We start from the raw sequence: 26005 nt of genomic DNA on the forward strand, positions 1-26005 counted from the left end.
GTCGCGCGGTCGCTCACGCCCTGGATAGCGTGCCCCCATGCCTGCCGAGAGCGAAGTCATGACCGATGACGTCTTCCTCGACCACGTCGCCGAGCGGCTCGCCGCACTACCAGGGGTGCGGGCCGTCGCGCTCGGTGGGTCGCGGGCCCAGGGCACTCAACGGCCCGACAGCGACTGGGACTTCGCGATCTACTACCGGGGTGATTTCCAGCCGGACGACCTGCGGGGCGTCGGGTGGGAAGGGGAGGTATCCGAGATCGGTGGGTGGGGTGGCGGGGTCTTCAACGGTGGGGCCTGGCTGACCGTCGACGGGCGGCGCGTCGACGTCCACTACCGGGATCTCGACGTGGTGGAGCGGGAGTTGGCCGAGGCCGGGCGGGGGCGGGTCCGCTGGGAGCCGCTGATGTTCCATCTGGCCGGGATCCCGACCTACCTCGTCGTCGCCGAGCTCGCCGTCAATCAGGTGCTGAGCGGTACGGTGCCCCGCTCCGACCGCTACCCCGAGGCCCTGCGCAAGGCGGCCCCCGAGATGTGGTGGGGGCGCGCCTCCGGCACGCTGCACTACGCCAAGGCCAACAACGCGCCCCAGGGCGGCAGGGCCGAAGTCCACGGGGCCGTCGCCGTGGCCGCGATGTCGGCCGCGCACGCGGTCCTCGCCGCACGCGGCGAGTGGGTCACCAACGAGAAGCGGCTCCTGGAGCGGGCGGGCCTGCTGGGCGTCCACAGCCTGCTCGCGGGGGCATCGGGTGACCTGGCCGACGTGGTCGACCGGACTCAGCTCCTCCTGGAGAGCGTCGTCGACTCCGCGCGCAGGACCTGAGCCGGCGGAGCAGGTTGAGTAGGTGGTGCAGGTGGTGCAGGTGGTGCAGGCGAGCGCCCCAGCTCGTACACCGCGCTGTCCTCCCACACCCGCCCGTCCGTCACGATCAGGCGCACCGACCCGACGCGCGCCGTCACCGGAAGCATCGGTCGCAGTTCCCGCTCCAGCGCGTCGTACGCCGTCTCGTACGTTTCCGGCCCCTCGTCGTTCGCGAGCGTGAGGTGGGGGTCCAGACCCTCCGGCCCGAACACGCCCCGGTACGGGACCGCCTCCGGCCAGCGCTCCCGTAGCGACTTCGTGAGGGTGCGGAGCGGGTCCTCGGGGGTGGGCGGGAGATAGAGGACACCCGGGTAGCGGCGGAACTCCGCGAACGTCAGGTCGAACGGGTCCCGGTCCGCGAACAGCGCCGACAGCTCGGCGTGGACCTCCGGCGTGATCCGCGCGGCGGGGAGGAAGGGGTACAGGACGGTGATGTGGGCCGGGAAGGGGGCCCGTACCAACGCGTCCGCCTCCGGGATCCGAATCGTCAGGGTCGTGTCGCCGGGCACGTCCGGCCAGCCGTCCTCGCTGCTCACGGCGCGCCATCCTGCCACGGCGCCACCCGCGTGACCTGCGGAGGTCCCGGTCCGGGAAGTCCCTCACATCGTCACATCGTGGAAACGCGCACGTACCTTTCGCTCCAAATACGCCACCTACCGTTGACGCATCAGCCCAGGCCGACGTCGTCCCGCGGCACACCCCCGCCCCGGAACCGCCGTCGCCGACAGGAGCACCGTGCGCACCACCCCCCGCCCCCTTCCGCCCTGGCTCGGCCACGCGCTGCGCGCCCAGCGCGGACCCGTCCCATGGAGTGCCGTCGTGCGCGGCGCCCTCGCCGCAGGGCCGCTCCTCGTGGCGGCCCTGCTCGCCGGGCGCCCCTCCGCCGGGGTGCTCGCCGCGCTCGGCGCCATGTTCGCGGGAATCAACGACCGGCCCGGCAGCCGTCGCGCCGCGGTGCCCCGGATCGGGGTCCCCGCCCTGGTCGGTGCGGGCGGGCTCGCCCTCGGCACCTGGCTCGGCGCGCTTGCCGGTCCCGCCGCGCTGATCGGCGTGTTCGCGCTGCTCGGGTTCGCGGGCGGCGCCGTCAGCGCCGTCGGGCCGATCGCGTCCGCCTGCGGAACACAACTCCTCGTCGCCGTCGCGATCGGCGCCGGCATGCCGCTGCCCGAGACCGGCGGGGGGCGCGCCCTGCTGTTCCTCGCGGGCGCGGGCTGGCTGCTCGTGCTGCGGGCCGTGCTGCCGTCGCCGGGCGGGCGCGGGGCGTACCGGTTCGACGGTGAACGCGCCGCCGTCGCCCAGGTGTACGCGGCCGTCGCCGGGCTGGTCGACGCGGCGGGCACACCCCGGGCCGCCGCACACCGTGTCGCCCTGACCGCCGCGCTCGACCACGCGCAGGACGCCCTGTCCGGACCGCGCCTGCGCCGGTACGCGGGCTCGCGCGAAGAACGCCTGCTGCACGCGCAGTACGCCGCCGCCCTGCCGCTCGGTGAGGCGGCCACGGCCCTCGCCTGGGCGGGAAGCCCCCTCCCGGACCGCGCGTCGGAGGGCCTGTGGCGCCTCGCCGACGCCGTCCGCACCGCGCAGCCGTGCGGCCCGCTGCCCGCGCCCGCCCGCTCCGACGCGGCCCTGCGCGCGCTGGACGAGGCACTGCTGCATGCGGCCGTGGCCTTCGACGGTCCGGTACGGGAACGCCACCGGCCGGCACGCGCGCGACGGAACGTACGCGTGAGGCCCCGGCGCGGCGCCGGGGCCAAGCCACTGCACACCCGCCCCCGCACCCCCGTCACCGCCCTGCGCAGAGCCGTCGGCCCCGCCGGGCGCGAGTACGGGATCCGGGTGGCGCTCTGCTTCGGGGCCGGTGCCGCCGTCGCGCAGCTCCTGCACAACGCCCACTGGTACTGGCTGCCCGCGACCGCCGTCTTCCTCGTCAAGCCCGATCTCGGGCCGCTCGCGTCGCGCGTGCTGTGCCGGGCGTTCGGGACGGTGTTCGGAGCGGCGCTCTTCGCGGGGCTCGCCGCGCTGCTGCCCGGCCCCGCGGGACCCGTCGCGCTCGTGGTGCTCGGCGGTGCGCTGATCCCCGTAGCCACCCGGCACTTCGCCGCCCAGACCGCCGTCGTGACCGTCTTCGTGCTGGCCCTCGTGATGGTGGGCGGGGAGCCGCAGATGGCGCCGGCCCGGATCGGGGAGACGCTGCTCGCGTGCGCGATCGTGCTGTGCGTGGGCCATCTGCCGCTGCCCGTGCCGGGTAGTGGCGGCGGCGCCGTCCGTACGCGCCTGTCCACCGCCGGCGAGGCCGCGCAGGCCTACGTACTCCATGTGCTCAGCGGATCCGACGACCGCGCCGGACGCTGGACCCTGCGCCGAGAGGCGTACCGCGCGCTCGCCGAGGCGCGCACCGCGATCGACCTCGCCGCCGCCGAACTTCCCCCGCTCGCCCGGCACACGGCCGGCACGGAGGGCGTAGCCGTCACCCTCGAAGCCCTCGTCGACACGACCACGTCCTGCGCCGTGCACCTCGACGACACGGGCCGCGTCCCGGAGCAGCACGCCGAACGGATCGACGCGCTGCTCGCGGAACTCACCGCTTAAGAAAGAGAGTTACGGCTTCGGCAGCTCACAGCCCGCCGCGCTCAGGTCGATCTTGTTGCCGATCCCGACGCACGGCACGATCCCGTACGTCTCCTGCGCGTAGTTGATGCCCTTGCGGACCGTGACGGTGCCGTTCTCGTCGACCTCGCACGGGTTGTTGTCCGTGCAACGGGCGCCGTCCTCGTTGCCCGTGTTGTTGACCGCGACGACCTTGCCGGACGCCTGGTCGACGACGGGGGAGCCCGAGGTGCCGCCGATCGTGTTGCACGTCGAGGTGTAGCGGACCGAGTCCTTCCAGGTCCACTCGCCCTCCTTGAGGCGGTACGCGAAGCCGTCGATGTTGCAGCTGTAGGTCTTCTTCCAGTAGCCGGAGACGACCGTGATGGCCGTGCCCGCCGTGGGGTGCGAGGCCGACAGTTCGAGGGCCTTGATGCCGTACGAGCTCTCGATCTGCTCGTAGGTGCTGGTGAGTTGGTAGAGCGAGACGTCCGTGTCAGTCATCGTCCCGTACGCGATCTTGTCCGCGCGCAGCGTCGCGACCTTGCTGCCCGCGGAGTTGAGCAGGCTGAACGTGCGCGACGACGGCTGGTCGACGACGACCTCGCCCGGGCCGGGGAATCCGCTCTCGAGGCAGTGCCCGTTGGACATGACCAGGGCCGGGTCCGTGGGCTGGGAGTCCGGCACGCGGACGACCGACCCGGAGCAGTTGCTGAGCGCCACCGTCCCGGCGAAGGTGACCGCCTTGGCCCTGGCCTTGGCCTCGTGCTGGGCTCCGACTGCCGTGGCGGGCGCGGCTGTTGCTCCTATGAGGAGCAGGCCGAACACCGCACCGACGAGAGGCTTGTTCATGTGGGGGGTCCTCTCCCGTTGATTGCTGAAACCGACAACTACCGGTTTTGACATGTGCATTGTGGTGGTGTCGGCGTCAGCGGACAACAGTGCATGCTCAGCGAACACAACGGATCCCCCGGAAGAAGTGCGAAAGTTTTTCTGCCGCCGAGCGATGAGTTCCGCGAAGACCCCCGGTCAGCCACCTGAGGAGTACCGACCCGAGGAGGACCCATGGGGCTGCCGAACGTCGTCACCCGCGAGGAGTGGCTCGGCGCGCGCCAAGAACTGCTCGCCAGGGAGGAGGCGGTGACCCGCGCCCGCGACGCGCTCAACGCGCAGCGCCGCGAACTGCCCATGGTGGAGATCGAGAAGCTGTACGTGTTCGAGGGGCCCGACGGCAAGGCGGAGCTCCTCGACCTGTTCGAGGGCCGCTCCCAGCTCATCGTCTACCACTTCATGTTCGGCCCGGACCAGGACGCGGGCTGCCCCAACTGCTCCGCGTTCCTCGACCAGATCGGGCACCTCTCCCATCTGCGCGCCAGGGGCACGGAGTTCGCGGCCGTGTCGCGCGCCCCGTTCACCAAACTCCTGCCGTTCAAGGCCCGCATGGGCTGGACGGTGCCCTGGTACTCGTCGGCCACGAGCGACTTCAACCAGGACTTCGGCTTCGCGGCGGACGAGGAGCCCTGCGACCTGCCCGGCCTCAGCTGCTTCCTGCGCGACGGCGACCGGGTCTACCACACGTACTCCACGACGGGCCGTGGCCTCGACGGCATCGGCTCCATCAACAGCCTGCTCGACCTGACCGCGCTCGGCCGGCAGGAGGAGTGGGAGGAGCCGCAAGGGCGGGCGTCGGCGCTCGGAGCCCCGGCGGGCAGCGCGCGGGTCCGCTACCACGACGAGTATCTGGACTGACGCGGCGGCCATTTGCTACGTACGTAGTGGCGCCGCGCGTCTCAACTCGGTGTCATTGTCGTCACGTTGCGAGCCCTCGGGCGCCTCGCGGGCGTTCTTCTCCGTAAGAACGCGCGACAGCGCACGTACGACGACGGGGGCAGGGGTACACGATGATCGACGGACGAGTGGTACTTGAACGCTTTCCCGCGGGGGGACCGCGCGGGTCGTGGCCGGCCGAGGAGTTCGCACGCGACCGGCGTCTGGAGGGTCAGCCCGCGGAGGTCGTCATGGACCTCGCGACGGACGCCTTCCTGGTGATCGTGCCGCGCGCGGAGGCTGTCGCGGGCTGATCCGGGTGGAGCGTGCGGTTCAGGCTGCGTCGGCCGCGCCCGCGCCGATCGAGCGGGACCAGGCGGGCGTCGTGCCGGTGACCCGGCACAGCGCGAGATAGAGCGGGATCGGCGGGGTGTACGGGACGCTGCCGTCGGGCCGGTGGATGAGTCCGGGCGCGCGCCGCGCGTCCGGAACCAGCGCGCCGGTCGTGTAACTGGCCGGGGCCGGCCACTCCAGCGCGACGTCCGAGTCCGAGGGAACGATCCACCACCAGCGGTCACCGTCGGCGTACACGCAGCCCATGCGCGGCAGCCGCGCGACCATGGCGCGCCCGCACGCCTCGGGCACCGCGACGGCGTCGCAGCCGAGCGGGGCGGTCATGCCGTCGGGGACGGCGAGTCTGAGCGGGGCGGTCCGCAGGATCTGCCGCTGCCGGGAGAGCCGGACCAGCGAGTCGAGATCCCTCGTGCGCGTCGTCACCACACCCATCCGGCTCCCGCCCCCGTCCCCGTACCGGGGCCGGCGGCCGGGCCGAAGCCGGTGCCGCACCCCGTCTCGAACTCTGACTCGAACTGCTGTGTGTCGAAGGCAGGGCCCGATTCGGTGCCCGGTCCCATGTCGGGGGAGTGAGGTGCTCCGCCGGTGTGCGGTTCACCGCTGCGGTGCGGCCGGGGAATCCCATGGGGTCCCGCGACGGGGGAGTGTCCTTGGGCGGCGCTCGCGTCCTGCGCGCTGTCCGCGTCGCGTGCGAGCTCGGCCCACACGAGAAGTCCGGGGCCGGTCTCCTGCGCGCCCCACGCGGTACTCACCGCCGCCACGAGCAACAGGCCACGCCCGTGCTCCTCCTCCGGCGCGACACGGCGGGCGGGATGCGGCTCGCCGGGGGCCCAGCCCTCGTCACGCACAGCTATCCGGATCCGGTCGTCACTGTCGTGGAGCTCGCACACTATGCGGCTGCTCGCCGTGTGGACGATCGCGTTCGTGACCAGCTCGGAGATCACCAGGGCGGCCGCGTCGCAGGTGTCATCGCACACTGCCCAGCCGCTGAGGTGGGCGCGCGTCAGCTTCCGGGCCTGAGCGGCAGAACCCGGGTGGGGAGCCAGTTCGAAGCTGCTGCGGCGCACGGACGCGGCGCCGGAGCGCGCATCGGTTTCGTCACCGAGCGTAGCTTCGCCGACTTCTGTTCCTAACGGCACGGACGGAGTCACGCTTGCCACTATCTCCCCGTCGTGAACACTTGGCAAGAGCCACTCTGAAAAGTGCAGAGTGCAGTGTGCTCGGGCACCGAGCCATGGCACACTGCTGACGGCGGTGTGCCGTACGGCGCCCGTCATGGCGAAAATGCCAACGATTTCAGGGAAGTTGCCCGAAATGACCGGGCGTCAGAGCGGTCCGGCTTCCCTCTGGGAGCGCGACCACATGCGCGACCGCAACAGGACCACAGGGACGACTGGGAGGTAGGGGGCGTGAGCGAACCGCGGTCCGCTCCGACCGTTGGCCAGGTCGTCCTCGGCCGGCGCCTCCAGGATCTGCGCGAACGCGCCGGGCTCAAGCGCGAGGAGGCCGCGAAGGTCCTGCGCGTCGCCCCCGCCACGGTCCGCCGCATGGAGATGGCCGAGGTCGGCCTGAAGATCCCGTACCTCCAGCTCCTCCTGAAGTCCTACGGCGTCACCGACGAAGAGGCGGAAGCCTTCGTCACGCTCGCCGAAGAGGCCAACAAACCCGGCTGGTGGCAGCGGTTCCACGACATCCTGCCCGGCTGGTTCTCGATGTACGTGAGCCTGGAGGGCGCCGCCAGCCTCATCCGGTCGTACGAGCCCCACTTCGTTCCCGGGCTCCTGCAGACCGAGGACTACGCGCGTGGCGTACTGCGCTCCGGAGCGGTCGGCCGTGCCCTCGCCGAGGACCCCGACGTCGTCGAGCGGCATGTCGCGCTCCGGATGCAGCGCCAGGAGCTGATCACCCGTGAGGACGCCCCGCGCCTGTGGATGGTCATGGACGAGACCGCGCTGCGGCGCCCGGTAGGCGGCCCCGACGTGATGCGCGGCCAGATCGACCGGCTCCTCGAGGTCACGGAGCTGGCCAACGTGACGCTGCAGATCGCCGAGTTCGCCGCCGGCCCGCACCCCGGCACGTACGGCCCCTTCGTGTTGTTCCGATTTGCCATGTCAGAACTGCCGGACATGGTCTACAGCGAGTACCTGACCGGCGCGGTCTACCTCGACGCGCGCCCCGAGGTGGCCACCCACCTCGAGGTCATGGACCGCATGGCGGCACATGCCGCGACGGCACATCGCACAAAGGACATCCTCCGGGATCTCCGCAAGGAGCTGTGAATGGATCGGATCAAGGCCCGCATACGAGGTGTCGACGGGGAGGTCATCTACAACGGGATGCCCGCCCGCGACCTCGGCACCGAGGGCTGGCACAAGCCCTGGAGCGGCGGCAACGGGGGCAACTGCGTGGAAGCGATGAAGCTGGCCGACGGCCGGGTCGCGATGCGTCAGTCGGCCGACCCGGACGGCCCCGCCCTGATCTACACCCCGGGCGAGATCACCGCGTTCATCGAGGGCGCGAAGGCCGGGGCGGCGGACTTCCTGCTCTCGTGAGCGGATGGGGTGCGCGAGCCGCGGGCCTGCCTCTCCGGCGGACCCGGTAGCCGCTGTCGGGTCTCAGTCAGGTGGCAGCACCCCGCACAGGGCGTCCAGCGCGGCGCCGTAGGCGTGGTCCGACGGCGTCGAGTACCCCACCACCAGCCCGTCCGTGTGCGGCATCGTCGCCTCCGGATGGCGGAACTCGGCGAGGCCGTCGAGGGCGACACCGCCCCACGCGGCGGCCTTGACCACGGACCGCTCGGTCCCCGGGGGCAGCCGCAGCACCGCGTGCAGCCCCGCCGCGATCCCGGTGACCGCCACCCCGGGCGCCCGTTCGGCGAGCGCCTCCACCAGGCGGTCCCGCCGCCCCCGGTACCGCTGCCGCATCCGCCGCACATGCCGGTCGTAGGCCCCCGAGACCAGGAAGTCCGCGAGCGCCAGCTGGTCCGGCACGCTCGCCCACGCCTCCCGCTCGCCCTTCGCCGCGACGACATCCCCCACCAGCCCCTGCGGGAGCACCATCCAGCCGAGCCGCAGCGCCGGCGACAGGCTCTTGCTGACCGAGCCGACATAGACCACCCGTTCGGGGTCGAGGCCCTGTACCGCGCCGACGGGCCTGCGGTCGTAGCGGAACTCGCCGTCGTAGTCGTCCTCCACGATCAGCCCGCTACGCGCGCGTGCCCAGTCGACGGCCGCCGTACGCCGCTCCGCGTGCAGCGGGCCGCCCGTGGGGAACTGGTGCGCCGGTGTGAGCAGCGCGGCCCTCGCCCGGCTCGCTCCAGTCCTCAACTCCCCGACGCGCGCGCCGTGTTCGTCGAGCGTCAGGGGCAGCGTCCGTACGCCGGCCGCCGTCAGGATCTCGCGGTGGAAGCCGAGTCCGTACGACTCCACGGCGAGCGGTCCGCGCAGCACCCGGCCGTCGAACAGAATCCGCAGGGCGTGCGCGAAGCCGGAGCAGATCACGATGCGGTCCGGCTCCGTCCGTACCCCGCGCGCGCGGGCCAGATACTCCGTGAGCGCCTCCCGCAGCTCGACGCGGCCCTGCGGATCGCCCGGCCCGAATGCCTCGTTCGGCGCGGCCTGCAGCGCGCGCCGGTACGCGGCCGCCCACTCCGCGCGCGGGAAGGACGATGCGTCGGGTGTGCCCTGGCGGAGGTCGTGGCGTGGCCCGTGCGTGCGAGCCGGACCCTTCTTCGGGACACGGCCGGGCGCGGGCGGCCCCGCGCGTTCGGCGACCCGCGTCCCCGAACCCTGCCGTGCGGTCAGCCAGCCCTCGGCGACGAGCTCCGCGTACGCGTCGGCGACCGTGTTGCGCGCGACGCCCAGGTCGGCGGCGAGCGAACGGTAGGGCGGCAGCCGGGTGCCCGGAGCGAGCCGCCCCGAGCGCACGGCGTCACGCAGCGCCCCCATGAGAGCGGCCCTGCGGCTGCCCGCACCGGACAGGTCCAGATGCAGGTCGGCGCCGATGCGCTCAGCGGAATTGACCCATGAATCTGCCATGGAAATGCACCCTACAAGAGGTCTATCCGGCCCGTAGATTCATGGTCATGACGACGAACACGATCACCACGGCGAACACCCACTTCCACTCCCACTCCCACGCCCACCCGGCCGGCCGCATCGACTTCGCGAAGGCCGCGCCGAAGGTCTTCCGCTCACTGATCGGCTTCGACGCCGCCGCCCGCGAGGGCCTCGACCCGGCCCTGGTCGAGCTGATCCAGATCCGCGCCTCGCACCTCAACCACTGCGCGTACTGCCTCCACATGCACACCAACGACGCGCGCAAGGCCGGCGAGAGCGAGGACCGGCTGCACATGGTGGCCGTGTGGCGCGAGGCCCGGCACTTCTTCAGCGCCCGGGAGTGCGCGGCACTCGCCCTCACCGAGGCCGTCACGCTCGTCGCTGACGGCGGCGTCCCCGACGACGTCTACGCCGAGGCCGCGGCCCAGTTCGACGAGCAGGAGCTGGCGCACGTCCTGTCCCTGATCCTCACGATCAACACCTGGAACCGGATCGCCCTGTCGACCGGCAAGGTCGCGGGCACCGACGAGCGCAAATGAACGACGAGCGCCGACCGGCGACGGGCTCAGGCCGGCGACGGGCTCAGGCCGTCATCGGACGGTCGTACGGCCCGATCGGCGCGGGCAGCCGCGTCGAGCCGGTCAGCCAGTGGTCGACCGCGGCCGCGGCCGAGCGGCCCTCGGCGATCGCCCACACGATGAGCGACTGGCCGCGGGCCGCGTCCCCGGCCGCGAACACGCCGGGCACCGAGGTCGTGAACCGCGCGTCGCGGGCGAGCGTGCCGCGGTCCTCCACGGCCAGGCCGAGCTGGCCGACCGGGCCGCCGGCGCCGCGCTCGGGCCCCGAGAAGCCGAGGGCGAGCAGCACCAGATCGGCGGGCAGCTCCCGGGACGTGCCCTCCCGGGGCCGCCGCGCCTCGTCGACCTCGACGAGATGCAGCGCCCTCACCCGCCCCCGCTCGTCCCCCTCGAAACGCAGCGTGGACGCCGCGAACAGGCGCGCGTCGGCGTCCGCCGCGGGCGCGGTCCGCAGCTCCCCGGCCTCCTCGTGGGCGGCGGACAGCCGGTAGATCTTCGGATACGTCGGCCAGGGCTCGGCCAGCTCGTCGCGCTCGGCGCCCGGCTGCCCGTAGATGTCCAGCTGCGTGACCGACGCGGCGCCCTCGCGCACCGCCGTGCCCAGGCAGTCCGCGCCGGTGTCGCCGCCGCCGACGATCACGACGTGCTTGCCCGCGGCCGACAGGGGGGAGGCGTCGATGTCGCCCTCGCACACGCGGTTGGCCAGCGGCAGATACTCCATCGCCTGCACGATCCCGGTCAACTCCCGCCCTGGCACGTCCAGTTCGCGCCAGGCCGTGGCGCCGACCGCGAGGACCACCGCGTCGTAGCGTGACCGCAGCTCGGCCGCGCCGATGTCCCGACCGACCTCCGTCGACGTACGGAAACGCACCCCCTCTTCCCTCAACTGCGCCAGCCTGCGGTCCAGATGGCGCTTCTCCATCTTGAAAGCCGGTATGCCGTAGCGCATCAGGCCGCCCGGCCGGTCGTCCCGCTCGAAGACGGCGACCGTGTGCCCCGCGCGCGTGAGCTGCTGGGCGGCCGCGAGCCCCGCCGGGCCCGAGCCGACCACGGCGACCGTGGCGCCGGACAGCCGGTCGGGCGGCTTGGGCGGGGCGAGGCCGTCCTGCCAGGCGCGGTCGGCGATGGCGACCTCCACGTTCTTGATCGTCACGGCCGGCTGGTTGATCGCCAGGACACAGCCCGCCTCGCACGGGGCGGGGCACAGGCGCCCGGTGAACTCGGGAAAGTTGTTCGTGGCGTGCAGCCGGTCGCTCGCCGCCCGCCAGTCGTCCCGCGACACGAGTTCGTTCCACTCCGGAATGAGGTTCCCGAGCGGACACGCCTCGTGACAGAACGGGACGCCGCAGTCCATGCAGCGGTCGGCCTGCGCCTCGACGATCGGGAGGAGCGCCCCGGGGACGTACACCTCGTCCCAGTCACGGACCCGCTCCTCGACAGGGCGGCGTGGCCACTCCTGCCGGGGGGTGGTGAGAAAGCCCTTGGGGTCGGCCATGGCCGTCTCCCTTGCCGTGTCCTTCTCGCCACGATACGTCCGTTTCCCCCGGTGCGCAGGGGCGCCGGTGTGGGTGCGGCAGGACGCGAAGGCTCAGGTCAGGGCGAGGATGAACGCGGCCGACGCGGCCAGCGACGCACCACCCCTGATGTGGTTCCACATCAGCCACTCGGACACGTACGTACGCCACGGTCCCGCGCTGTCCGGCGCCTCGGGGTCGAGCTTCGCGAGCGCGTCGTTGCGCGGGATGTTCGCGGCGACGGTCACGCCGAACGCGCCGACCACCTGGAGCGCGCTGCCGAGCAGCAGCTCCACGGTGCCCTGCTCCGGCCAGAGCACGAACGTCACGACGGCGAGCACCACGCACAGCGCCACGGCCCCCAGGAACACCACCATGAACGCCGGGCTGACCGCGGCCACGTTGATCGCCTGCATCGCCGCGATGCCCTGCGCGGGCGGCAGCGCCGCGAGCCCCTTCATCACGAAGGCCGAGAACGCGATGAAGACGCCCGCCGACACCCCGCAGGCGAGCGCGCCCAGGACGGTGAGCACGAAGTACGGTCCCTCGATCATCACAACTCCCCCCGCCGGCGATGCCGTTGGCGTCGCGGTCCGGTCAAGATCCTGCCGCACGGAGGAGACGGCCGCCACCGTGCGGCGTACACGTTTCTCACGATGCCCGCGCGCGCCACGCAGCCAGAACTGCCTCCACCAGCACCGCGATGCTCCGCCTGGCCTCGCCCCGCGGCACCCCGCTCATCAGCAACGCGTCGTACGCGGTCTCCGTGTGCCGCACCGCCGCCCGCACCGCCGCCGTCACCGCGGCTTGCGACAGGGCGCGGCCCGCCGCGCTGCGCCCCACCCGGCCGCTGCCGCGCAGTGACGCGTGGGCCGCGATCGCCTCCGCCCGGTCCGGCGGGCAGCCGGGGAAGAGCCGCAGGATCTCCCGGGCGAACGCGGCCGTGAACGACACGTCCTGTGCCGCCCTGCGCGCCGCGTCCCGCGCCCGGCGCCTCGCCCGCGCATCCGCGTCCGCCAGACACCGTTCCTCGGCGCGGGCCAGCGCATCCTCCTCCACGAGGACGCCCTGGCGCTCGTAACGACCGCGCCGCCGATGGAAGCGCACGACCACAGCCGACAGCGAACTGCCTTCCCTGGCACGGCGGGTGAGCGCCCAGTCGCCGCGCGGCAGATACACGAGATGCCCGAGGTCGGCGCAGTCCAGGCACCGCGGCGCCCCGTCCTCCAGGGTCAGCAGGTCCAGCGGTTCCCGGCGGCACTCCGCGCACTGCCGGCGCTTGAGCGGCTGCACGACGACCGGCCCGCCGAGCCCGGTGTGCGGCGGGGGAGTCCGGCGGTGAGCAGCGCGGTCGGGCCGGGCCTTGGCGGTCATACGCGGTTCATTCCCCGCGTGCGGGCGAGAACGCGTCGCGGGGGTACGGGTCCCCTCGGATCCCGTCCCGGGTGCGAGGCATCATGAGGCGCGTGCGACTCGAAGCGATCACCTGGGAACGGCTCGGCGACGCTCTCGCCGAGCGGCTGCTCGAACTGAAGCCGGGCGACGGGAGTCCGTGGCCCCGTATCGCCGTCGACGGCCCGCCGGCCGCCCGGCCCGGTGACCTCGCCGCACTGGTCGGGGAGGCGCTGCGGGTGCGCGGACGCCCCTCGCTCGCCGTGGACACGGGCGGGTTCCTGCGGCCCGCCTCGCTGCGCTTCGAGTACGGGCGCGAGGACGTGGAGGCGTACTACAGCGGCTGGTTCGACACGGCCGCGCTGTGGCGCGAGGTCTTCGGGCCGCTCGAACCCGGCGGCACGGGACGCGTCCTGCCGGACCTGTGGGACCCGGCGGCCGACCGCGCGACACGCAGCGCCTACGTCGAACTGCCGCCCGGCGGCGTCCTGTTGCTGCACGGGCCGCTGCTCATGGGGCACTGGTTCCCGTTCGACCTGACCGTGCACCTGAAGCTGTCGCCGGGCGCGCTGCGACGGCGTACGCCCGAGGACGAGCAGTGGACGCTGCCGGCCTTCGAGCGCTACGAGAGCGAGACGGACCCGGCCGGCACGGCGGACGTGGTCGTACGGGCCGACGACCCCCGGCATCCGGCCTGGGGCGGGCTGCCCTCGTGACGGGCGCGCTCACGTGTCGGTGCGGGGCCGCTCCCAGGTGCGGGCCCAAGGCAGGGCGGGAAGAATGAATGGCGCCGGGACCTGCGGCGCGACCGTGCCGCGCCGGCACCGGCACCGGGAGGTACCCATGACCACCGCCGGAGACATCATGCACCGCGGTGCGCAGTGGATCCCCGCTCACGAGACCCTGGACCGCGCAGCCCAGCTCATGCGGCAGCTGAACGTGGGCGCGCTGCCCATCAGCGACGAGAACGAACGCCTCTGCGGGATTCTCACGGACCGCGACATCGTGATCGGCTGCGTGGCCATGGGCCACGACCCCTCCGCGATCACCGCGGGTGACCTCGCGCAGGGGACGCCCCGCTGGATCGACGCGGGCGCCGACGTCGACGAGGTCCTCCAGGAGATGCAGGGCCACCAGATCCGCCGGCTCCCCGTCATCGAGGACAAGCGCCTCGTCGGCATGATCAGCGAGGCCGACCTCGCGGCGCACCTGACCGACGACCAGATGTCGACCTGGGTCGGGAGCGTCTACGCCAGCAGCTGACCCCTGAGGTCACGATCCGGCGGGCCGCTTCCCCAGGAGCGGCCCGCCACCACGTAGAACGGCCTGCCACCACGTACAACGTGCGGGCTCAGAGCCACCCGTTGCGCCGGAAGGCGCGGTGCAGGACGAAACAGATGCTCGCGATCACGCCCAGGAACAGCGGGTACCCGAACTGCCAGTGCAGCTCCGGCATGTGGTCGAAGTTCATCCCGTACACCCCGCAGCCCATCGTCGGCACGGCCACGACCGCGGCCCAGGCCGTGATCTTGCGCATGTCCTCGTTCTGGGCGACCGTCACCTGGGCGAGATGGGCCTGCAGGATCGAGTTCAGCAGCTCGTCGAAGGACGCTATCTGTTCGGCGGCCCTCAGAAGGTGGTCGGAGACGTCCCGGAAGTACGCCTGTATCTCCGGCGCCACCACCTGGAAGGGGCGGCCCGCGAGCTCCTCTATCGGCCGGGCGAGCGGCACCACGGCCCGCTTCAGCTCGAGCAGCTCGCGCTTGAGCTGGTAGATCCGGCCCGGGTCGGCGCGCGCCCCGTCCTCGGCGAACACATCCGTCTCGACCTGGTCGATGTCCGACTGGACGGCGTCGATCACGGTGAGATAGTCGTCCACCACGTGGTCGGCGATCGCGTGCAGCACGGCGGCCGGGCCCTTGGTGAGCTGCCCCGGGTCCGCCTCCAGACCCTCGCGCACCGGGCCGAGCGAGCCGTGCCTCCCGTGCCGCACGGTGATCACGAAGTCCCGGCCGATGAACACCATGATCTCGCCGGTGTCGACAACCTCGCTGGTCGCGGTCAGCTCCGCGTGCTCCACGTAACAGACGGTCTTGAACACGGCGAACAGCGTCTGCCCGTACCGCTCGACCTTCGGCCGCTGGTGCGCGTGCACCGCGTCCTCGACCGCCAGCGGGTGCAGGTCGAACAGCTCGGCGATGTCCGCGAACTCCAGCTCCGTCGGCTCGTGCAGCCCCAGCCAGACGAAGCCGTCGTCGGACTTGCGGACCCGGTCGACCGCGTCCACCAGATCGCGCCCGGCCTGCTCGCGGACCCCGTCCCGGTACGTCACGCACTTGACGACCGCCGAACCCAGCGGCGAGCGGGAGGGGTGGCTGAGGTCGACGCGGGGGTGCCGCCGCGCCAGGCGCGCCACTCTTCTCAGGCCTCCGACCTTGCGCAGGTCGGACACCTTCCGGAGATCTCCGACCTTCCGCAGGTTGCCTGCCATCGACATGCGGGGCTCCTCGCGCGGCTTGACGTCGTGTTTCGGTGACTCGGCGGGCCAGTCTGCCAGCTCTCGGCGACAACGCCCACGGCCCCTGGGGGAACGGAACGCTCCCCTTCGGAACGCGCGGAACCGCCTCCCGGGACCGGGCCGGACAACTGGGATGATCGCGGCATGACGCGACCCGAGGGCTATCTCCTGGACAACCGGCAGCAAGAGGCGGGCCGGCGCTTCGACGCCTTCTCGACCCTCTTCGACCCCACGACGTTCCGGCACATCGAACGGCTCGGCATCGGCCCCGGCTGGCGCTGCTGGGAGGTCGGCGCGGGCGGCACCTCCGTGGTCGACTGGCTCGCCAAGAAGGTCGGCCCCACCGGGAAGGTCCTCGCGACCGACATCGACACCTCGTGGCAGACGTCCGCCGCCCGTTCCCCCATCGAGGTCCGCCGCCACGACGTGGCCGCCGACGAGCCGCCCACCGAGGGATTCGACCTGGTCCACGCCCGGCTCGTCCTGGTCCATGTGCCCGACAGGGAGCGGGCGTTGAAGTCTATGCTGCGCGCGCTGCGGCCCGGCGGACGGCTGCTCGTCGAGGACGCCGACCCCGCACTCCAGCCGCTGGCCTGCCCCGACGAGCACGGCCCCGCCGAGGAGCTGGCGAACCGGCTGCGCCGCGGCTTCCGCGAACTGCTCGCGGAGCGCGGCGCCGACCTGTCGTACGGCCGCAGGCTGCCGAGGCTGCTGCGGGAGGCCGGCCTGCGCCAGGTGGAGGCCGACGCGTACTTCCCGCTGACGTCCGAGGCGTGCGAGGCCCTGGAGACGGCCACGTTCCAGCAGATCCGCGAGTCCCTGGTCCGCGCGGGCCACGCCACGGACGAGGAGATCGACCGCCACCTGGCCGACGTCGCGACCGGCACGATGGACCTGGCGACGGCACCGCTGATCTCGGCGTGGGGACGGAAGCGGGCCTAGGGCCTGTGGCTTCTGCCCTTGGCGGGGGCTACGGGGCCGGGTCGCTCTCGGCGGACGGGTCAGGGTCTTCTCCCGCGGGGAGTACGGGTCCGGGTCGCTCTCGGAGCGGCGGAGGCCGGCCGCCCACCCGTGCCACCGCCAGCGCCCCCGCGCGGCACCCCTCCGCCGCCGCCTCCCGTGGCCCTGCGCCCCGCAGCCACGCGGCGAGGAACGCGCCGGTGAACGCGTCGCCCGCCCCGGTGGAGTCCCGCGCCACCGCCGACACCGACGGCACACGCGCGCGTACCGCCCCGCCCTGCGCCACCACCGCTCCCGCGACCCCCGACGTGACGACGACCAGCGGGAACCGTCCGCTGAGCTTCGCCGCCGCGTCCTCCGCGTCCCCGGCGCCACTCAGCAGCTCCGCCTCGTCCCGGCTGGGCAGCAGGACCTCCGCGCCCTCCGCGAGCGCCAGGAACCGGTCGGGTCCCAGCCCGGTGAGGAAGCCGGCCGACGCGGGATCGACACTCACCGGCACCCCACGCGCGCGTGCCGAGCCCAGCGCCGCCGCGACCAGTGCGCGCCCCTCGGCGGAGAAGAACAGATACCCGGACAGATGCAGCCACGCGACCCCGCCGAGCAGGTCCGCGGACCAGTCGGCGGGGGAGAGGCGCAGCGAGGCCCCGCTGTCCGTGAGGAACGTCCGCTCGGCGCCGGCCCCCGTGTCGACCAGTGAGATCACCGTGCCGGTCGCCGCCTCCGGGTCGACGACGAGCCGGGGACGCACCCCCGCGCGCGTGAGCGCCTCCTCGTGCCAGGCCACCGAGTCGGCGCCGACCCGCCCGAGCAACGCCACATCAGAACAGCCCGAACGGGCCGCCCAGCACGCCACGTTCGCCCCCGCGCCACCCGGCAGCGTACGGATCTCCGCAGCCGTGTCCGTGCCCGCCGCGAGCAGGGCGTCGTGCCGGGCCACGATGTCCGTGACGACGTCCCCGACGACCAGGAGGGTTCCGCTCACGGCCGCGCCCAGGCCGCCGCGATGCGCGCCGCGAGCCGTACGTTGCCGCGTACCGCCGCGAGGTTGGCCTCCAGCGAGGCGCCGTCCGTGTGCCGAACCAGGTAGTCCAGGAGGAACGGCGTGACCGCCTGCCCCGTGATGCCTTCCGCGTCGCAGGCCCGCAGCGCATCGTCGAGCACGCGCGCGTGGAGCGCGGGATCGAGCTGCTCCGCCTCGGGTACCGGGTTCGCCACGATCAGCGCGGCCTCGGGCCCGCCCAGCGCGTCCTGAGCCCGCATCACCCCGGCCACCTCGGCCGGTTCGCCCAGCGTCCAGTCGACCGGATGGCCCGAGTCGGAGAGGTAGAAGCCCGGGAAGCGGCCGGTCCCGTACCCGGCCACCGACACACCCAGGGTCTCCAGCCGCTGAAGGGTCGCCGGTACGTCCAGGATCGACTTGACGCCCGCGCACACCACGGTGATCCGCGTCCGTGCGAGCAGCCCGAGGTCCGCCGACTCGTCCTGCGTCTCGGTCCACCGCCGGTGCACGCCGCCGAGCCCACCCGTCGCGAACACCCGTACCCCCGCGTGCGCCGCGAGCAGCGCTGTCGCCGACACGGTCGTCGCCCCGCTCGCCCCCGTCGCCACGGCGAGCGGGAGATCACGGTGGCTCAGCTTGCGGATGCCGTCCTCCGTCGCGACCCGCTCCAACTGGCCCTTGTCCAGGCCGACATGGGGCCGCCCGTCCAGAACGGCGATCGTCGCGGGCACCGCGCCCTCGGCGCGCACCAGCCCTTCGAGTTCGAGCGCCACCCGCAGATTGCGCGGGCGCGGCAGCCCGTGCGCGATGATCGTCGACTCCAGGGCCACGACCGGCCGGCCCGCGGCCACCGCTTCCCGCACCTCATCGGACACCAGCACCACGCGCCTGCCTCCTGCCTGTCGGGTCTCTCCTCATCCATGGCGAGCGGCGCGCACGTCCAAACCCTGCGGCATGTCGGTAGACACTTGTGGCGCGACGGCCGGCCGAGCACCTGAGCGCATGGAAGCGCGTTACTACGAAGAGGCCTGAGAAGCCTGATACGGGGCCCCGCTCGTACGGGGGTTGGCCGTACGAGGGCCGGCTGTACGGGCGTTGAGGTTCAGCGGCGCGTACGGCTCCATGAGCGGCCGCGTGACCGGCCGCTCGTCCGGCCGCGGTCGAGCAGGGCCACACCCAGGGCGGCCAGGCCGATCTGGATCAGCCACTCCACCCAGTCGATCCCCTTGGTGTCCGCGACACCGATGCCCGCGGCGATGGCCGAGCCGAGCAGCGCGGCCACGATGCCGACGACAACCGTCGCCAGGATGCCGATGCGCTGACGGCCCGGCAGGGCGAGCCGGCCCAGGACGCCGATGACGATGCCGATCACGATCGCGCTGATGACGCCGGAAATCTCCATGTCCCCACGACTCCCTAGAACCCGGGCACGCGGCGCCCGGGACGTTGTCTCCAGGTCTCTTCCCCTTGACGAGCCGTCCAGTCCGGGCCGCGACCGAGGTACGGGTCGTCCAGTGAACAGAGGGGTCGGCGCTGCCTAGAGTGACCGTTCATGACCACGAACGATCAGGCCACTGCTTCTTTTGCCGTACACATCCCGGACGTTGCACTCGAACCGGAGCCCCTCGATCCGGAGCAGATCGTCTCGGGCGACCCCGTCGTCACGGGCAAGGTGCTCTGGGAGTCCGCCGACGGCAAGCAGCTGCGGGGCATCTGGCAGATCACGCCGGGCGTGGTCACGGACACCGAGGCGAACGAGCTGTTCGTGGTCGTCTCCGGCCGCGCCACGGTCGAGGTCGAGGGCGGGCAGACCCTGGAGGTGGGCCCCGGCGACGCGGCGGTGCTGCGCGAGGGCGACCGTACGACGTGGACCGTGCACGAGACCCTGCGGAAGGCGTACCACATCACGCTGCCCTGACCGGCGTCATATGGACTGCGGTCACCGGCCGCGGTCACGCCGCCCTGATCACCTGATCGCGGGCCGCCGGCTGAAGAGGGTGAGCGCGGCGAGCGGCAGCAGGAGGCAGGCCGCGGCCAGGTTGAGCCAGGCATAGCTCGCCGTCGCGACAACCAGGCCCGCGGCCGCGCCGCCGACGCCGGCCGCCGTGTTCATGGTCAGGTCGGACAGGCCCTGTGCGGCGGCTCGCGCGGCCTGCGGCACCGAGTCGGTCAGCAGGGCCGAACCGGAGACGAGGCCCGCGGACCAGCCGAGCCCCAGGACGAACAGCCCCGCGGCGGTCTGCCCGTGGTTGCCGCCCGCCGTGCCCGCGAGCAGCGCCGCACAGGCGAGCAGGCCCACGGCGAGGCCGATCACGGAGAGCCGCCCGAGCCGGTCCGACAGCCGTCCCATCACCGGTGAGAACGCGTACATGCCCGCGATGTGCCCGCTGATGACCAGGCCGATGAGATCGATGCTCGCACCGTGATGGCCGAGGTCGACCGGCGTCATCGACATGATCGACACCATCGCGGTGTGCGAGACGGCGACGGTCACGAGGGCGAGCCGGGCACGCGGCGACGCGGCGACCGCGGCGAACCCGGCCCTGATCGACCGCGCTCCGGCCGACTTCTCCTCCTCGGGAGCCAGGGCGCGGGCGGTCAGGAGCGGGTCGGGACGCAGCAGGACCTGCACCATGACGGCCGAGACGAGGAAGACCCCGGCCGCCCACAGGAAGGGCCCCGCCGCCGCGGGGATGCCGAGCCCGGCGACGCTGCGGCCCGCGGGCGCCGCGATGTTGGGCCCGAGCACCGCGCCGATCGTGGTGGCCCACACGACGTTCGAGATCGCCCGCGCCCGGCGCTGCGGCTCGGCCAGATCGGCGGCCGCGAACCGCGCCTGGAGATTGGCCGACGAGGCGGCGCCGAACCCGGCCATGCCGACGAGCAGCAGCGGGAAGCTCCCCACCGCGGCGGCCAGCACGACGACCCCGGCCCCCAGCGCGCCGATCAGATACGCGAGGACGAGCCCGGGCCGCCGCCCCCGCGCCGTCATCAGGGCGGCGAGCGGGACGGACAGCAGGGCGGTCCCGGCGACCGTCGCGGTCGGCGCGAGCCCGGACAGCGCCTCGTCCCCGCTGACCTGCTTGGCGAGCACGGCGGCGAGCGCGATGCCGGTGGCGACACCGAGCCCGCCGAGTATCTGGCTCGCGACGAGCACGGCGGTGACGCGGCGGCGCAGCCCGGCCAGGTCCTCGGGTGTCACGGGGACGGAAGGCCGGCGGCGCGCGGCGGAATCGGGTATGAGCACCGGCGCAGTGTGCCAGCCGGCACCCACCCGCGAACACCGGGCATCCCCGCGCCGCCCGGCGCCGGCCAGGTGCCTGGGGCTCAAAACGGCGGCTCCTGTGCCTCGGAACAGCGGCTCCCGTGCCTCGGAACGGCCGCTTCTGTGAACAGCAGCTCCCGTGTCTCAGAACAGCGGCTGCGGAAGGACCCCTTCCAGCGCGAGCAGCTGCCGCTTCGTCTCCAGGCCGCCGCCGAATCCGCCGATGCCGCCGTCGCTCTCCACGACGCGGTGGCACGGCACCACGACCGGCAGCGGATTGGCTCCCATGGCCACGCCCACCGCCTGCGCAGCCCCCGGCTGCCCGACGCGGCCCGCCAGATCCCCGTAGCCGACGACCGTGCCGAACGGGACGCCGGACGCCAGCTCGCGCAGGACCTGCCGGTTGAACCCGGAGATCAGCGACCAGTCGAGCGGCAGCTCGAAGTCGCGCCGTTCACCGGCGAAGTAGGCCTTCAGCTGACGTATGGGCTCGGTCAGGAGCGGCGAGTCCGGGGCCTCCACCGGCTGGGTCCCGAGCCGGGAACCGAGCCGCTCGACCGCCGGGTCCCGCACGGCGGGGGAGGCGTGGAAGACGACATTCACCAGCCCGGCGTCCGTCGCGGCGAGGAGCAACGGCCCGATGTCCGTGCCGACGACGGCCCAGACGACCGTGAGCCCGGCCTCGTCTGCGGCACTGTCCCCGGTGGCTTTCTGCCCATTGGCGTTCATGCCGACCACCGTACGGGGAGCCACTGACAACGGGCCGCGCCGTCCGCCGGCCTCGGCCTCCCCCCTGCCCGTCGTCCGCTCTACTCGCGGTCGCCCACTGCCTCACGCACGACATCGGGAACGTTCGTGATGATGCCGTCCACGCCGAGACCGGCCGCGCGCCGCGCGGTCGCCGCGTCGTTCACGGTCCAGGTGAAGAGCTGGAGGCGCTTGCCGTGCGGGCCCTTGAAGGCGTGCACCGCTGCGACGTACCAGTCCGAGATCGTCCCGTTGCTGGGGTTGATCTGATCGGCGAACTGGGCGTACCGGGGCAGGTCGCTGACATCGGGGGTGCCGAGGAAGCCCGTCGTGATGTCCGGGCGGCGCTCGTGCACGGTCCGTACGCTGTCGGCGCTGAAGCTCTGGATCACCAGGCGGTTCCTTACGTGATCGCGGTTGAGCCAGCCCTCCTCGCCCAGCACGCGCAGGACGTCCTTCTCGATGCCCGGGTAGAGTTCCGGGGCCTTGATCTCCATGAGGAGCTTCTGGTGGTTGTGGTCGACCCGATCCAGGTACTGGGTGAGGGTCGGGACGCGGGCGCCGGCGAACTCGGCGCCCTTCCAGCTGCCGGCGTCGAGCTTGGCGATCTCCGCCGCGGTGAAGTCGCCGACGTTGTACGGGGCGCGGTCGGGGAAGATCTGTTCGACGTTCGTGGTGCGCGCCAGATTCGTGTCGTGGATGACGACGAGCTGGCCGTCCTTGGTGCGCTGCACGTCGTTCTCGACCCAGTCGAAGCCGAGCTTGTCGGCCTTGTCGATGGCCTGGAGGGTGTTCTCGGGGGCGTACCCGGAGGCGCCGCGGTGTGCGACGACTACGGGTGTGTCGTGCTGCTGGGCCGCCTCGGCGGCGGTGGGGAGGACCAGGACGCCGACGAATCCCGCCAGGGCGGCGGTCGCGGTGGCTGCGCGTGCGGACACGTGTACTCCTCGCGTCGAGGGATCAAGGACTGGACGAGAGTGACAGTCGGTTGCCAACGGAAGACAGGTGAAGGATGGCCACACACTGAACGGAGTGGTGGGAGGACGTGCACCCCTCGGGCGGGTGTCGTGAGGCTTTGCCGGAAAATCGGTCAGACGTTCTCGCGGGAGCCTTAATCTCTGCTCACATCGCGGTCGCTCCGGCAGTCGCTGCCAGGGGTGCGAACGGAACGCATCACCAACATCACGAACATCACGAACACCAGAAACATCAGAAACATCAGGGCGGAAGGGCTGCGGCGGATGCAGGGCACGGTCGACGGATTCAGCTATGGACTGGTCACGCCGCTGGTGGGGTTCTTCATGGCCTGCCTCGGCGGGGCGCTGGGTCTGCGCTGCACCACCAGATCGCTGCTCGTCACCCAGTCCTGGCGGCCCGGCTGGCTCGCGCTCGGCTCGGCGGCGATCGGGTCCGGAATCTGGACGATGCACTTCATCGCGATGATGGGCTTCCGCGTGCAGGGCACCCCGATCCACTACGACAAACTGACGACGTTCGCGAGCCTGGGCGTCGCGATCGTCATGGTCGGGGTCGGGATCTTCATCGTCGGCTACCGGGGTGCGACGGGAGCGGCTCTGTTCACCGGCGGCACGGTCACCGGTCTGGGTGTCGCGTCGATGCACTACCTCGGTATGGCCGGTATGCGCCTACACGGGACGCTTCAGTACAACACCTTCACCGTCGGCGCCTCCGTGGTGATCGCCATGGCAGCCGCCACCGCCGCGCTCTGGGCCGCGGTCCAGGTCAGGGGGTTCACCTGGAGCGTCGGCGCGAGCCTCGTCATGGGTCTCGCGGTGACCGGCATGCACTACACCGGAATGGCCGCCCTCAGCGTCCACGTGCACGGAAGCGGCGGCACCCCGGCCGGTGACACCTCCGCCGAACTCCTCGCGCCCCTGATGATCGGCCCCCTGTGCTTCCTGCTCCTGGCCGGCGTCGTGGTGGTGTTCGACCCGATGATGATGACGGGCAGGCCCGACCGGCTGGACGCCGTCGAGGCCGCGAGCAGGGCGGGCCGGACCGTGCGCCCGCTGCGGCGGGCAGGCTGATCCGGCCCCGTTGTCAGTGCGGGGTCGTACGGTGGATTCCATGCGGCCCGTATCCAAGATCGAACGCACGGTGGCGCCTTTCGAGGTCGTCAGTCCCTACCAGCCAAGCGGCGACCAGCCGGCAGCCATCGCCGACCTGGAGCGGCGCATCACCGCAGGTGAGAAGGATGTCGTCCTCCTCGGTGCGACCGGAACAGGTAAGTCCGCCACCACCGCGTGGATGATCGAGAAACTTCAGCGCCCCACCCTCGTGATGGCGCCGAACAAGACGCTGGCCGCCCAGCTGGCCAACGAGTTCCGCGAGCTGCTGCCGAACAACGCGGTCGAGTACTTCGTCTCGTACTACGACTACTACCAGCCCGAGGCGTACGTCCCGCAGTCGGACACCTACATCGAGAAGGACTCCTCGATCAACGAGGAGGTGGAGCGCCTGCGCCACTCCGCGACGAATTCGCTGCTCACCCGGCGGGACGTCGTCGTGGTCGCCTCCGTCTCGTGCATCTACGGCCTGGGCACGCCGCAGGAGTACGTCGACCGCATGGTGTCGCTCAAGATCGGCGACGAGATCGACCGGGACGAGCTGCTGCGCCGCTTCGTCGACATCCAGTACACGCGCAACGACGTGGCCTTCAGCCGCGGCACGTTCCGCGTCCGCGGCGACACCATCGAGATCTTCCCGGTCTACGAGGAGCTCGCCGTCCGCATCGAGATGTTCGGCGACGAGATCGAGTCGCTCTCCACCCTCCACCCCCTCACCGGTGAGGTCATCAGCGACGACGAGTCGCTGTACGTCTTCCCGGCCACGCACTACGTGGCGGGCCCCGAGCGCCTGGAGCGCGCGGCCAACGACATCGAGAAGGAGCTCGGGGAGCGCCTCGCGGAGCTGGAGAAGCAGGGCAAGATGCTCGAGGCCCAGCGGCTGCGCATGCGCACCACGTACGACCTCGAGATGCTCCGTCAGATCGGCTCCTGCTCCGGCGTGGAGAACTACTCGATGCACTTCGACGGCCGCTCGCCCGGCTCCCCGCCGAACACACTGCTCGACTACTTCCCGGACGACTTCCTCCTCGTCATCGACGAGTCGCATGTCACCGTGCCGCAGATCGGCGCCATGTACGAGGGCGACGCCTCCCGCAAGCGCACCCTCGTCGACCACGGCTTCCGGCTCCCGTCCGCCCTGGACAACCGCCCTCTGAAGTGGGAGGAGTTCCAGGAGCGCATCGGCCAGACCGTCTATCTGTCGGCCACCCCGGGCAAGTACGAGCTCGCGCGCGGCGACGGCTTCGTGGAGCAGATCATCCGCCCCACGGGCCTAATCGACCCCGAGGTCGTGGTCAAGCCCACCGAGGGCCAGATCGACGACCTGGTGCACGAGATCCGCAAGCGCACCGAGAAGGACGAGCGCGTCCTCGTCACCACGCTCACCAAGAAGATGGCCGAGGACCTCACCGAGTACTTCCTGGAGCTCGGCATCCAGGTGCGCTACCTGCACAGCGACGTCGACACACTGCGCCGCGTCGAGCTGCTGCGCGAACTGCGCGCGGGCGAGTACGACGTCCTCGTCGGCATCAACCTGCTCCGTGAGGGCCTCGACCTGCCCGAGGTCTCCCTGGTGGCGATCCTCGACGCCGACAAGGAGGGCTTCCTGCGCTCCGGCACCTCCCTGATCCAGACCATCGGCCGCGCCGCGCGCAACGTGTCGGGCCAGGTCCATATGTACGCGGACAAGATCACCCCGGCGATGGAGAAGGCCATCGACGAGACCAACCGCCGCCGGGAGAAGCAGATCGCGTACAACAAGGAGAAGGGGATCGACCCCCAGCCGCTCCGCAAGAAGATCAACGACATCGTCGCGTCCATCGCGCGCGAGGACGTCGACACCGAGGAACTCCTCGGCTCCGGCTACCGCAAGGGCGCGAAGGACGGCAAGGGTGCCAAGGCGCCCGTGCCCGCGCTCGCCAAGGCGGGCGCCAAGAAGACCGGCGGCAAGGCCACCAAGGGCAAGGCGGCACAGACGGTCCCCACCGACCGTCCCGCGGCCGAACTCGCCGAGCAGATCGAGGAGTTGACCGACCGGATGCGGGCGGCCGCCGCGGATCTCCAGTTCGAGATCGCCGCGAGGCTGCGTGACGAGGTGTCGGAGATGAAGAAGGAGCTGCGCCAGATGAAGGAGGCCGGGCTGGCCTGACGCCTCTCGCACACCGCACGCCCCACGGCATGCCGGACGGATCCGGCATGCCGCACGGTGTGTTGCAACACCGACACAAAGTCCTTGCCTGTGTGCGGCGTTGTCAGTGGCCCTGCGTAGGGTTCCCTCAACCGTCCGGACGGGCGGTGAAGAGCACAGTTCGAGAGGGGA

The 26005-nt window shown here is 72.1% G+C and carries 28 protein-coding genes; 13 read left to right on the forward strand and 15 right to left on the reverse strand.

The features are described 5' to 3' along the window. Positions 1–37 precede the first annotated feature (37 nt). Positions 38–820: a nucleotidyltransferase family protein gene (locus OHA58_RS27475; RefSeq protein ID WP_405482076.1), complete on the forward strand. Its 783-nt coding sequence runs from the start codon at positions 38–40 to the stop codon at positions 818–820. Here the strand turns inward: OHA58_RS27475 and OHA58_RS27480 are convergent. Next, entirely contained in the window at positions 775–1395 is a 621-nt protein-coding gene (locus tag OHA58_RS27480) for a 2'-5' RNA ligase family protein (protein WP_405482077.1), read from the reverse strand. The two genes, OHA58_RS27475 and OHA58_RS27480, sit on opposite strands and share 46 nt — an antisense overlap. Positions 1396–1594: 199 nt before the next feature. On the opposite strand from OHA58_RS27480, the gene OHA58_RS27485 reads away from it, so the two are divergent. Continuing rightward, on the forward strand, positions 1595–3448 hold the full coding sequence (locus tag OHA58_RS27485) for an FUSC family protein (protein WP_405482078.1): 1854 nt from the start codon (positions 1595–1597) through the stop codon (positions 3446–3448). A 9-nt stretch (positions 3449–3457) separates the two neighbouring features. Here OHA58_RS27485 and OHA58_RS27490 read toward each other — a convergent pair whose 3' ends face one another. Next, entirely contained in the window at positions 3458–4297 is an 840-nt protein-coding gene (locus OHA58_RS27490; RefSeq protein WP_405482080.1) for a serine protease, read from the reverse strand. Between the two features lie 213 nt (positions 4298–4510). Here OHA58_RS27490 and OHA58_RS27495 point away from each other — a divergent pair, with 213 nt between their 5' ends. Next, complete coding sequence (locus OHA58_RS27495; protein WP_405482082.1) at positions 4511–5194, forward strand: DUF899 domain-containing protein; 684 nt, start codon at positions 4511–4513, stop codon at positions 5192–5194. 152 nt (positions 5195–5346) lie between these two features. Further along, entirely contained in the window at positions 5347–5526 is a 180-nt protein-coding gene (locus OHA58_RS27500; RefSeq protein ID WP_165914427.1) for a hypothetical protein, read from the forward strand. Between the two features lie 19 nt (positions 5527–5545). Here the strand turns inward: OHA58_RS27500 and OHA58_RS27505 are convergent, their stop codons facing one another. Next, entirely contained in the window at positions 5546–5998 is a 453-nt protein-coding gene (locus tag OHA58_RS27505; protein WP_405482083.1) for a hypothetical protein, read from the reverse strand. Continuing rightward, positions 5986–6633: an ATP-binding protein gene (locus OHA58_RS27510; protein ID WP_405482085.1), complete on the reverse strand. Its 648-nt coding sequence runs from the start codon at positions 6631–6633 to the stop codon at positions 5986–5988. The genes OHA58_RS27505 and OHA58_RS27510 overlap by 13 nt, the downstream gene beginning before the upstream one ends. Positions 6634–6975: 342 nt before the next feature. Here OHA58_RS27510 and OHA58_RS27515 point away from each other — a divergent pair, with 342 nt between their 5' ends. Continuing rightward, positions 6976–7845, forward strand: coding sequence for a helix-turn-helix transcriptional regulator (locus OHA58_RS27515; protein ID WP_329574362.1), 870 nt, complete (start codon positions 6976–6978; stop codon positions 7843–7845). Next, positions 7846–8118, forward strand: a complete 273-nt coding sequence (locus OHA58_RS27520; protein WP_405482087.1) for a DUF397 domain-containing protein — start codon at positions 7846–7848, stop codon at positions 8116–8118. 63 nt (positions 8119–8181) lie between these two features. Here the strand turns inward: OHA58_RS27520 and OHA58_RS27525 are convergent, their stop codons facing one another. Then, positions 8182–9603 (reverse strand): PLP-dependent aminotransferase family protein, encoded by a 1422-nt coding sequence (locus tag OHA58_RS27525; RefSeq protein WP_405482089.1) that lies wholly within the window; start codon positions 9601–9603, stop codon positions 8182–8184. Positions 9604–9644: 41 nt separating this feature from the next. Between OHA58_RS27525 and OHA58_RS27530 the strand changes: the two genes are divergently transcribed. Further along, the gene (locus OHA58_RS27530) at positions 9645–10163 is read left to right on the forward strand and encodes a carboxymuconolactone decarboxylase family protein (protein ID WP_405482090.1); all 519 of its coding nucleotides are present in this window, start codon (positions 9645–9647) and stop codon (positions 10161–10163) included. Positions 10164–10206: 43 nt separating this feature from the next. On the opposite strand, the gene OHA58_RS27535 is transcribed toward OHA58_RS27530, so the two are convergent. The 3 genes from OHA58_RS27535 to OHA58_RS27545 form a co-directional block, all read right to left on the reverse strand. After that, positions 10207–11697 carry a glutamate synthase subunit beta gene (locus tag OHA58_RS27535; RefSeq protein WP_405482092.1) on the reverse strand — a complete coding sequence of 497 codons (1491 nt, stop codon included), beginning with the start codon at positions 11695–11697 and terminating at the stop codon, positions 10207–10209. A 93-nt stretch (positions 11698–11790) separates the two neighbouring features. Further along, a complete protein-coding gene (locus OHA58_RS27540) occupies positions 11791–12270 on the reverse strand; it encodes a DUF1772 domain-containing protein (RefSeq protein WP_405482093.1) in 480 nt (159 codons plus the stop codon). 97 nt (positions 12271–12367) lie between these two features. Next, a complete protein-coding gene (locus tag OHA58_RS27545; RefSeq protein ID WP_405482095.1) occupies positions 12368–13090 on the reverse strand; it encodes a DUF2293 domain-containing protein in 723 nt (240 codons plus the stop codon). A gap of 83 nt (positions 13091–13173) precedes the next feature. On the opposite strand from OHA58_RS27545, the gene OHA58_RS27550 reads away from it, so the two are divergent. Beyond that, positions 13174–13824, forward strand: coding sequence for a uridine kinase (locus tag OHA58_RS27550; protein WP_227294103.1), 651 nt, complete (start codon positions 13174–13176; stop codon positions 13822–13824). A 127-nt stretch (positions 13825–13951) separates the two neighbouring features. Further along, on the forward strand, positions 13952–14371 hold the full coding sequence (locus tag OHA58_RS27555; RefSeq protein WP_405482097.1) for a CBS domain-containing protein: 420 nt from the start codon (positions 13952–13954) through the stop codon (positions 14369–14371). Between the two features lie 88 nt (positions 14372–14459). Here the strand turns inward: OHA58_RS27555 and OHA58_RS27560 are convergent, their stop codons facing one another. Further along, positions 14460–15605, reverse strand: a complete 1146-nt coding sequence (locus tag OHA58_RS27560) for a magnesium and cobalt transport protein CorA (RefSeq protein WP_405482098.1) — start codon at positions 15603–15605, stop codon at positions 14460–14462. Between the two features lie 165 nt (positions 15606–15770). On the opposite strand from OHA58_RS27560, the gene OHA58_RS27565 reads away from it, so the two are divergent. Further along, entirely contained in the window at positions 15771–16568 is a 798-nt protein-coding gene (locus OHA58_RS27565; RefSeq protein ID WP_405482100.1) for a methyltransferase domain-containing protein, read from the forward strand. A 28-nt stretch (positions 16569–16596) separates the two neighbouring features. On the opposite strand, the gene OHA58_RS27570 is transcribed toward OHA58_RS27565, so the two are convergent. From OHA58_RS27570 to OHA58_RS27580, 3 genes are all read right to left on the reverse strand, one after another. Then, positions 16597–17568 (reverse strand): carbohydrate kinase family protein, encoded by a 972-nt coding sequence (locus OHA58_RS27570; protein ID WP_405482102.1) that lies wholly within the window; start codon positions 17566–17568, stop codon positions 16597–16599. After that, on the reverse strand, positions 17565–18470 hold the full coding sequence (locus OHA58_RS27575; RefSeq protein WP_405482104.1) for a pseudouridine-5'-phosphate glycosidase: 906 nt from the start codon (positions 18468–18470) through the stop codon (positions 17565–17567). The genes OHA58_RS27570 and OHA58_RS27575 overlap by 4 nt, the downstream gene beginning before the upstream one ends. A gap of 218 nt (positions 18471–18688) precedes the next feature. Then, positions 18689–18988 carry a GlsB/YeaQ/YmgE family stress response membrane protein gene (locus OHA58_RS27580; RefSeq protein ID WP_366119540.1) on the reverse strand — a complete coding sequence of 100 codons (300 nt, stop codon included), beginning with the start codon at positions 18986–18988 and terminating at the stop codon, positions 18689–18691. A gap of 150 nt (positions 18989–19138) precedes the next feature. On the opposite strand from OHA58_RS27580, the gene OHA58_RS27585 reads away from it, so the two are divergent. After that, positions 19139–19504: a cupin domain-containing protein gene (locus OHA58_RS27585; RefSeq protein ID WP_382511843.1), complete on the forward strand. Its 366-nt coding sequence runs from the start codon at positions 19139–19141 to the stop codon at positions 19502–19504. 48 nt (positions 19505–19552) lie between these two features. Here OHA58_RS27585 and OHA58_RS27590 read toward each other — a convergent pair whose 3' ends face one another. The 3 genes from OHA58_RS27590 to OHA58_RS27600 all read right to left on the reverse strand — a co-directional run bounded on the left by OHA58_RS27590 (position 19553) and on the right by OHA58_RS27600 (position 22536). After that, entirely contained in the window at positions 19553–20827 is a 1275-nt protein-coding gene (locus OHA58_RS27590) for an MFS transporter (RefSeq protein WP_405485205.1), read from the reverse strand. 168 nt (positions 20828–20995) lie between these two features. Further along, a complete protein-coding gene (locus tag OHA58_RS27595) occupies positions 20996–21580 on the reverse strand; it encodes a methylated-DNA--[protein]-cysteine S-methyltransferase (protein WP_405482106.1) in 585 nt (194 codons plus the stop codon). 80 nt (positions 21581–21660) lie between these two features. Beyond that, positions 21661–22536 (reverse strand): glycerophosphodiester phosphodiesterase, encoded by an 876-nt coding sequence (locus OHA58_RS27600; protein WP_405482107.1) that lies wholly within the window; start codon positions 22534–22536, stop codon positions 21661–21663. A gap of 303 nt (positions 22537–22839) precedes the next feature. On the opposite strand from OHA58_RS27600, the gene OHA58_RS27605 reads away from it, so the two are divergent. Beyond that, positions 22840–23646: an MHYT domain-containing protein gene (locus OHA58_RS27605; protein ID WP_405485207.1), complete on the forward strand. Its 807-nt coding sequence runs from the start codon at positions 22840–22842 to the stop codon at positions 23644–23646. 40 nt (positions 23647–23686) lie between these two features. Further along, the gene (gene uvrB / locus OHA58_RS27610) at positions 23687–25834 is read left to right on the forward strand and encodes an excinuclease ABC subunit UvrB (protein WP_405482109.1); all 2148 of its coding nucleotides are present in this window, start codon (positions 23687–23689) and stop codon (positions 25832–25834) included. The last annotated feature ends 171 nt before the right edge of the window (positions 25835–26005 follow it).

The sequence above is a fragment of the Streptomyces sp. NBC_00009 genome, assembly GCF_045040855.1.
Taxonomy (GTDB): Bacteria; Actinomycetota; Actinomycetes; order Streptomycetales; family Streptomycetaceae; genus Streptomyces; species Streptomyces aureus.

Excerpts from the sequence above, each read along its gene's own strand:
- OHA58_RS27500 (WP_165914427.1), top strand. The coding sequence starts at position 5,347 with ATGATCGACGGACGAGTGGTACTTGAACGCTTTCCCGCGGGGGGACCG.
- OHA58_RS27605 (WP_405485207.1), top strand. The coding sequence starts at position 22,840 with ATGCAGGGCACGGTCGACGGATTCAGCTATGGACTGGTCACGCCGCTG.
- OHA58_RS27490 (WP_405482080.1), bottom strand. The coding sequence starts at position 4,297 with ATGAACAAGCCTCTCGTCGGTGCGGTGTTCGGCCTGCTCCTCATAGGA.
- OHA58_RS27540 (WP_405482093.1), bottom strand. The coding sequence starts at position 12,270 with ATGATCGAGGGACCGTACTTCGTGCTCACCGTCCTGGGCGCGCTCGCC.
- OHA58_RS27535 (WP_405482092.1), bottom strand. The coding sequence starts at position 11,697 with ATGGCCGACCCCAAGGGCTTTCTCACCACCCCCCGGCAGGAGTGGCCA.
- OHA58_RS27520 (WP_405482087.1), top strand. The coding sequence starts at position 7,846 with ATGGATCGGATCAAGGCCCGCATACGAGGTGTCGACGGGGAGGTCATC.
- OHA58_RS27495 (WP_405482082.1), top strand. The coding sequence starts at position 4,511 with ATGGGGCTGCCGAACGTCGTCACCCGCGAGGAGTGGCTCGGCGCGCGC.
- OHA58_RS27555 (WP_405482097.1), top strand. The coding sequence starts at position 13,952 with ATGACCACCGCCGGAGACATCATGCACCGCGGTGCGCAGTGGATCCCC.
- uvrB (WP_405482109.1), top strand. The coding sequence starts at position 23,687 with ATGCGGCCCGTATCCAAGATCGAACGCACGGTGGCGCCTTTCGAGGTC.
- OHA58_RS27505 (WP_405482083.1), bottom strand. The coding sequence starts at position 5,998 with ATGGGTGTGGTGACGACGCGCACGAGGGATCTCGACTCGCTGGTCCGG.
- OHA58_RS27545 (WP_405482095.1), bottom strand. The coding sequence starts at position 13,090 with ATGACCGCCAAGGCCCGGCCCGACCGCGCTGCTCACCGCCGGACTCCC.
- OHA58_RS27530 (WP_405482090.1), top strand. The coding sequence starts at position 9,645 with ATGGTCATGACGACGAACACGATCACCACGGCGAACACCCACTTCCAC.
- OHA58_RS27525 (WP_405482089.1), bottom strand. The coding sequence starts at position 9,603 with ATGGCAGATTCATGGGTCAATTCCGCTGAGCGCATCGGCGCCGACCTG.
- OHA58_RS27580 (WP_366119540.1), bottom strand. The coding sequence starts at position 18,988 with ATGGAGATTTCCGGCGTCATCAGCGCGATCGTGATCGGCATCGTCATC.
- OHA58_RS27565 (WP_405482100.1), top strand. The coding sequence starts at position 15,771 with ATGACGCGACCCGAGGGCTATCTCCTGGACAACCGGCAGCAAGAGGCG.
- OHA58_RS27585 (WP_382511843.1), top strand. The coding sequence starts at position 19,139 with ATGACCACGAACGATCAGGCCACTGCTTCTTTTGCCGTACACATCCCG.
- OHA58_RS27550 (WP_227294103.1), top strand. The coding sequence starts at position 13,174 with ATGAGGCGCGTGCGACTCGAAGCGATCACCTGGGAACGGCTCGGCGAC.
- OHA58_RS27560 (WP_405482098.1), bottom strand. The coding sequence starts at position 15,605 with ATGTCGATGGCAGGCAACCTGCGGAAGGTCGGAGATCTCCGGAAGGTG.
- OHA58_RS27475 (WP_405482076.1), top strand. The coding sequence starts at position 38 with ATGCCTGCCGAGAGCGAAGTCATGACCGATGACGTCTTCCTCGACCAC.
- OHA58_RS27595 (WP_405482106.1), bottom strand. The coding sequence starts at position 21,580 with ATGAACGCCAATGGGCAGAAAGCCACCGGGGACAGTGCCGCAGACGAG.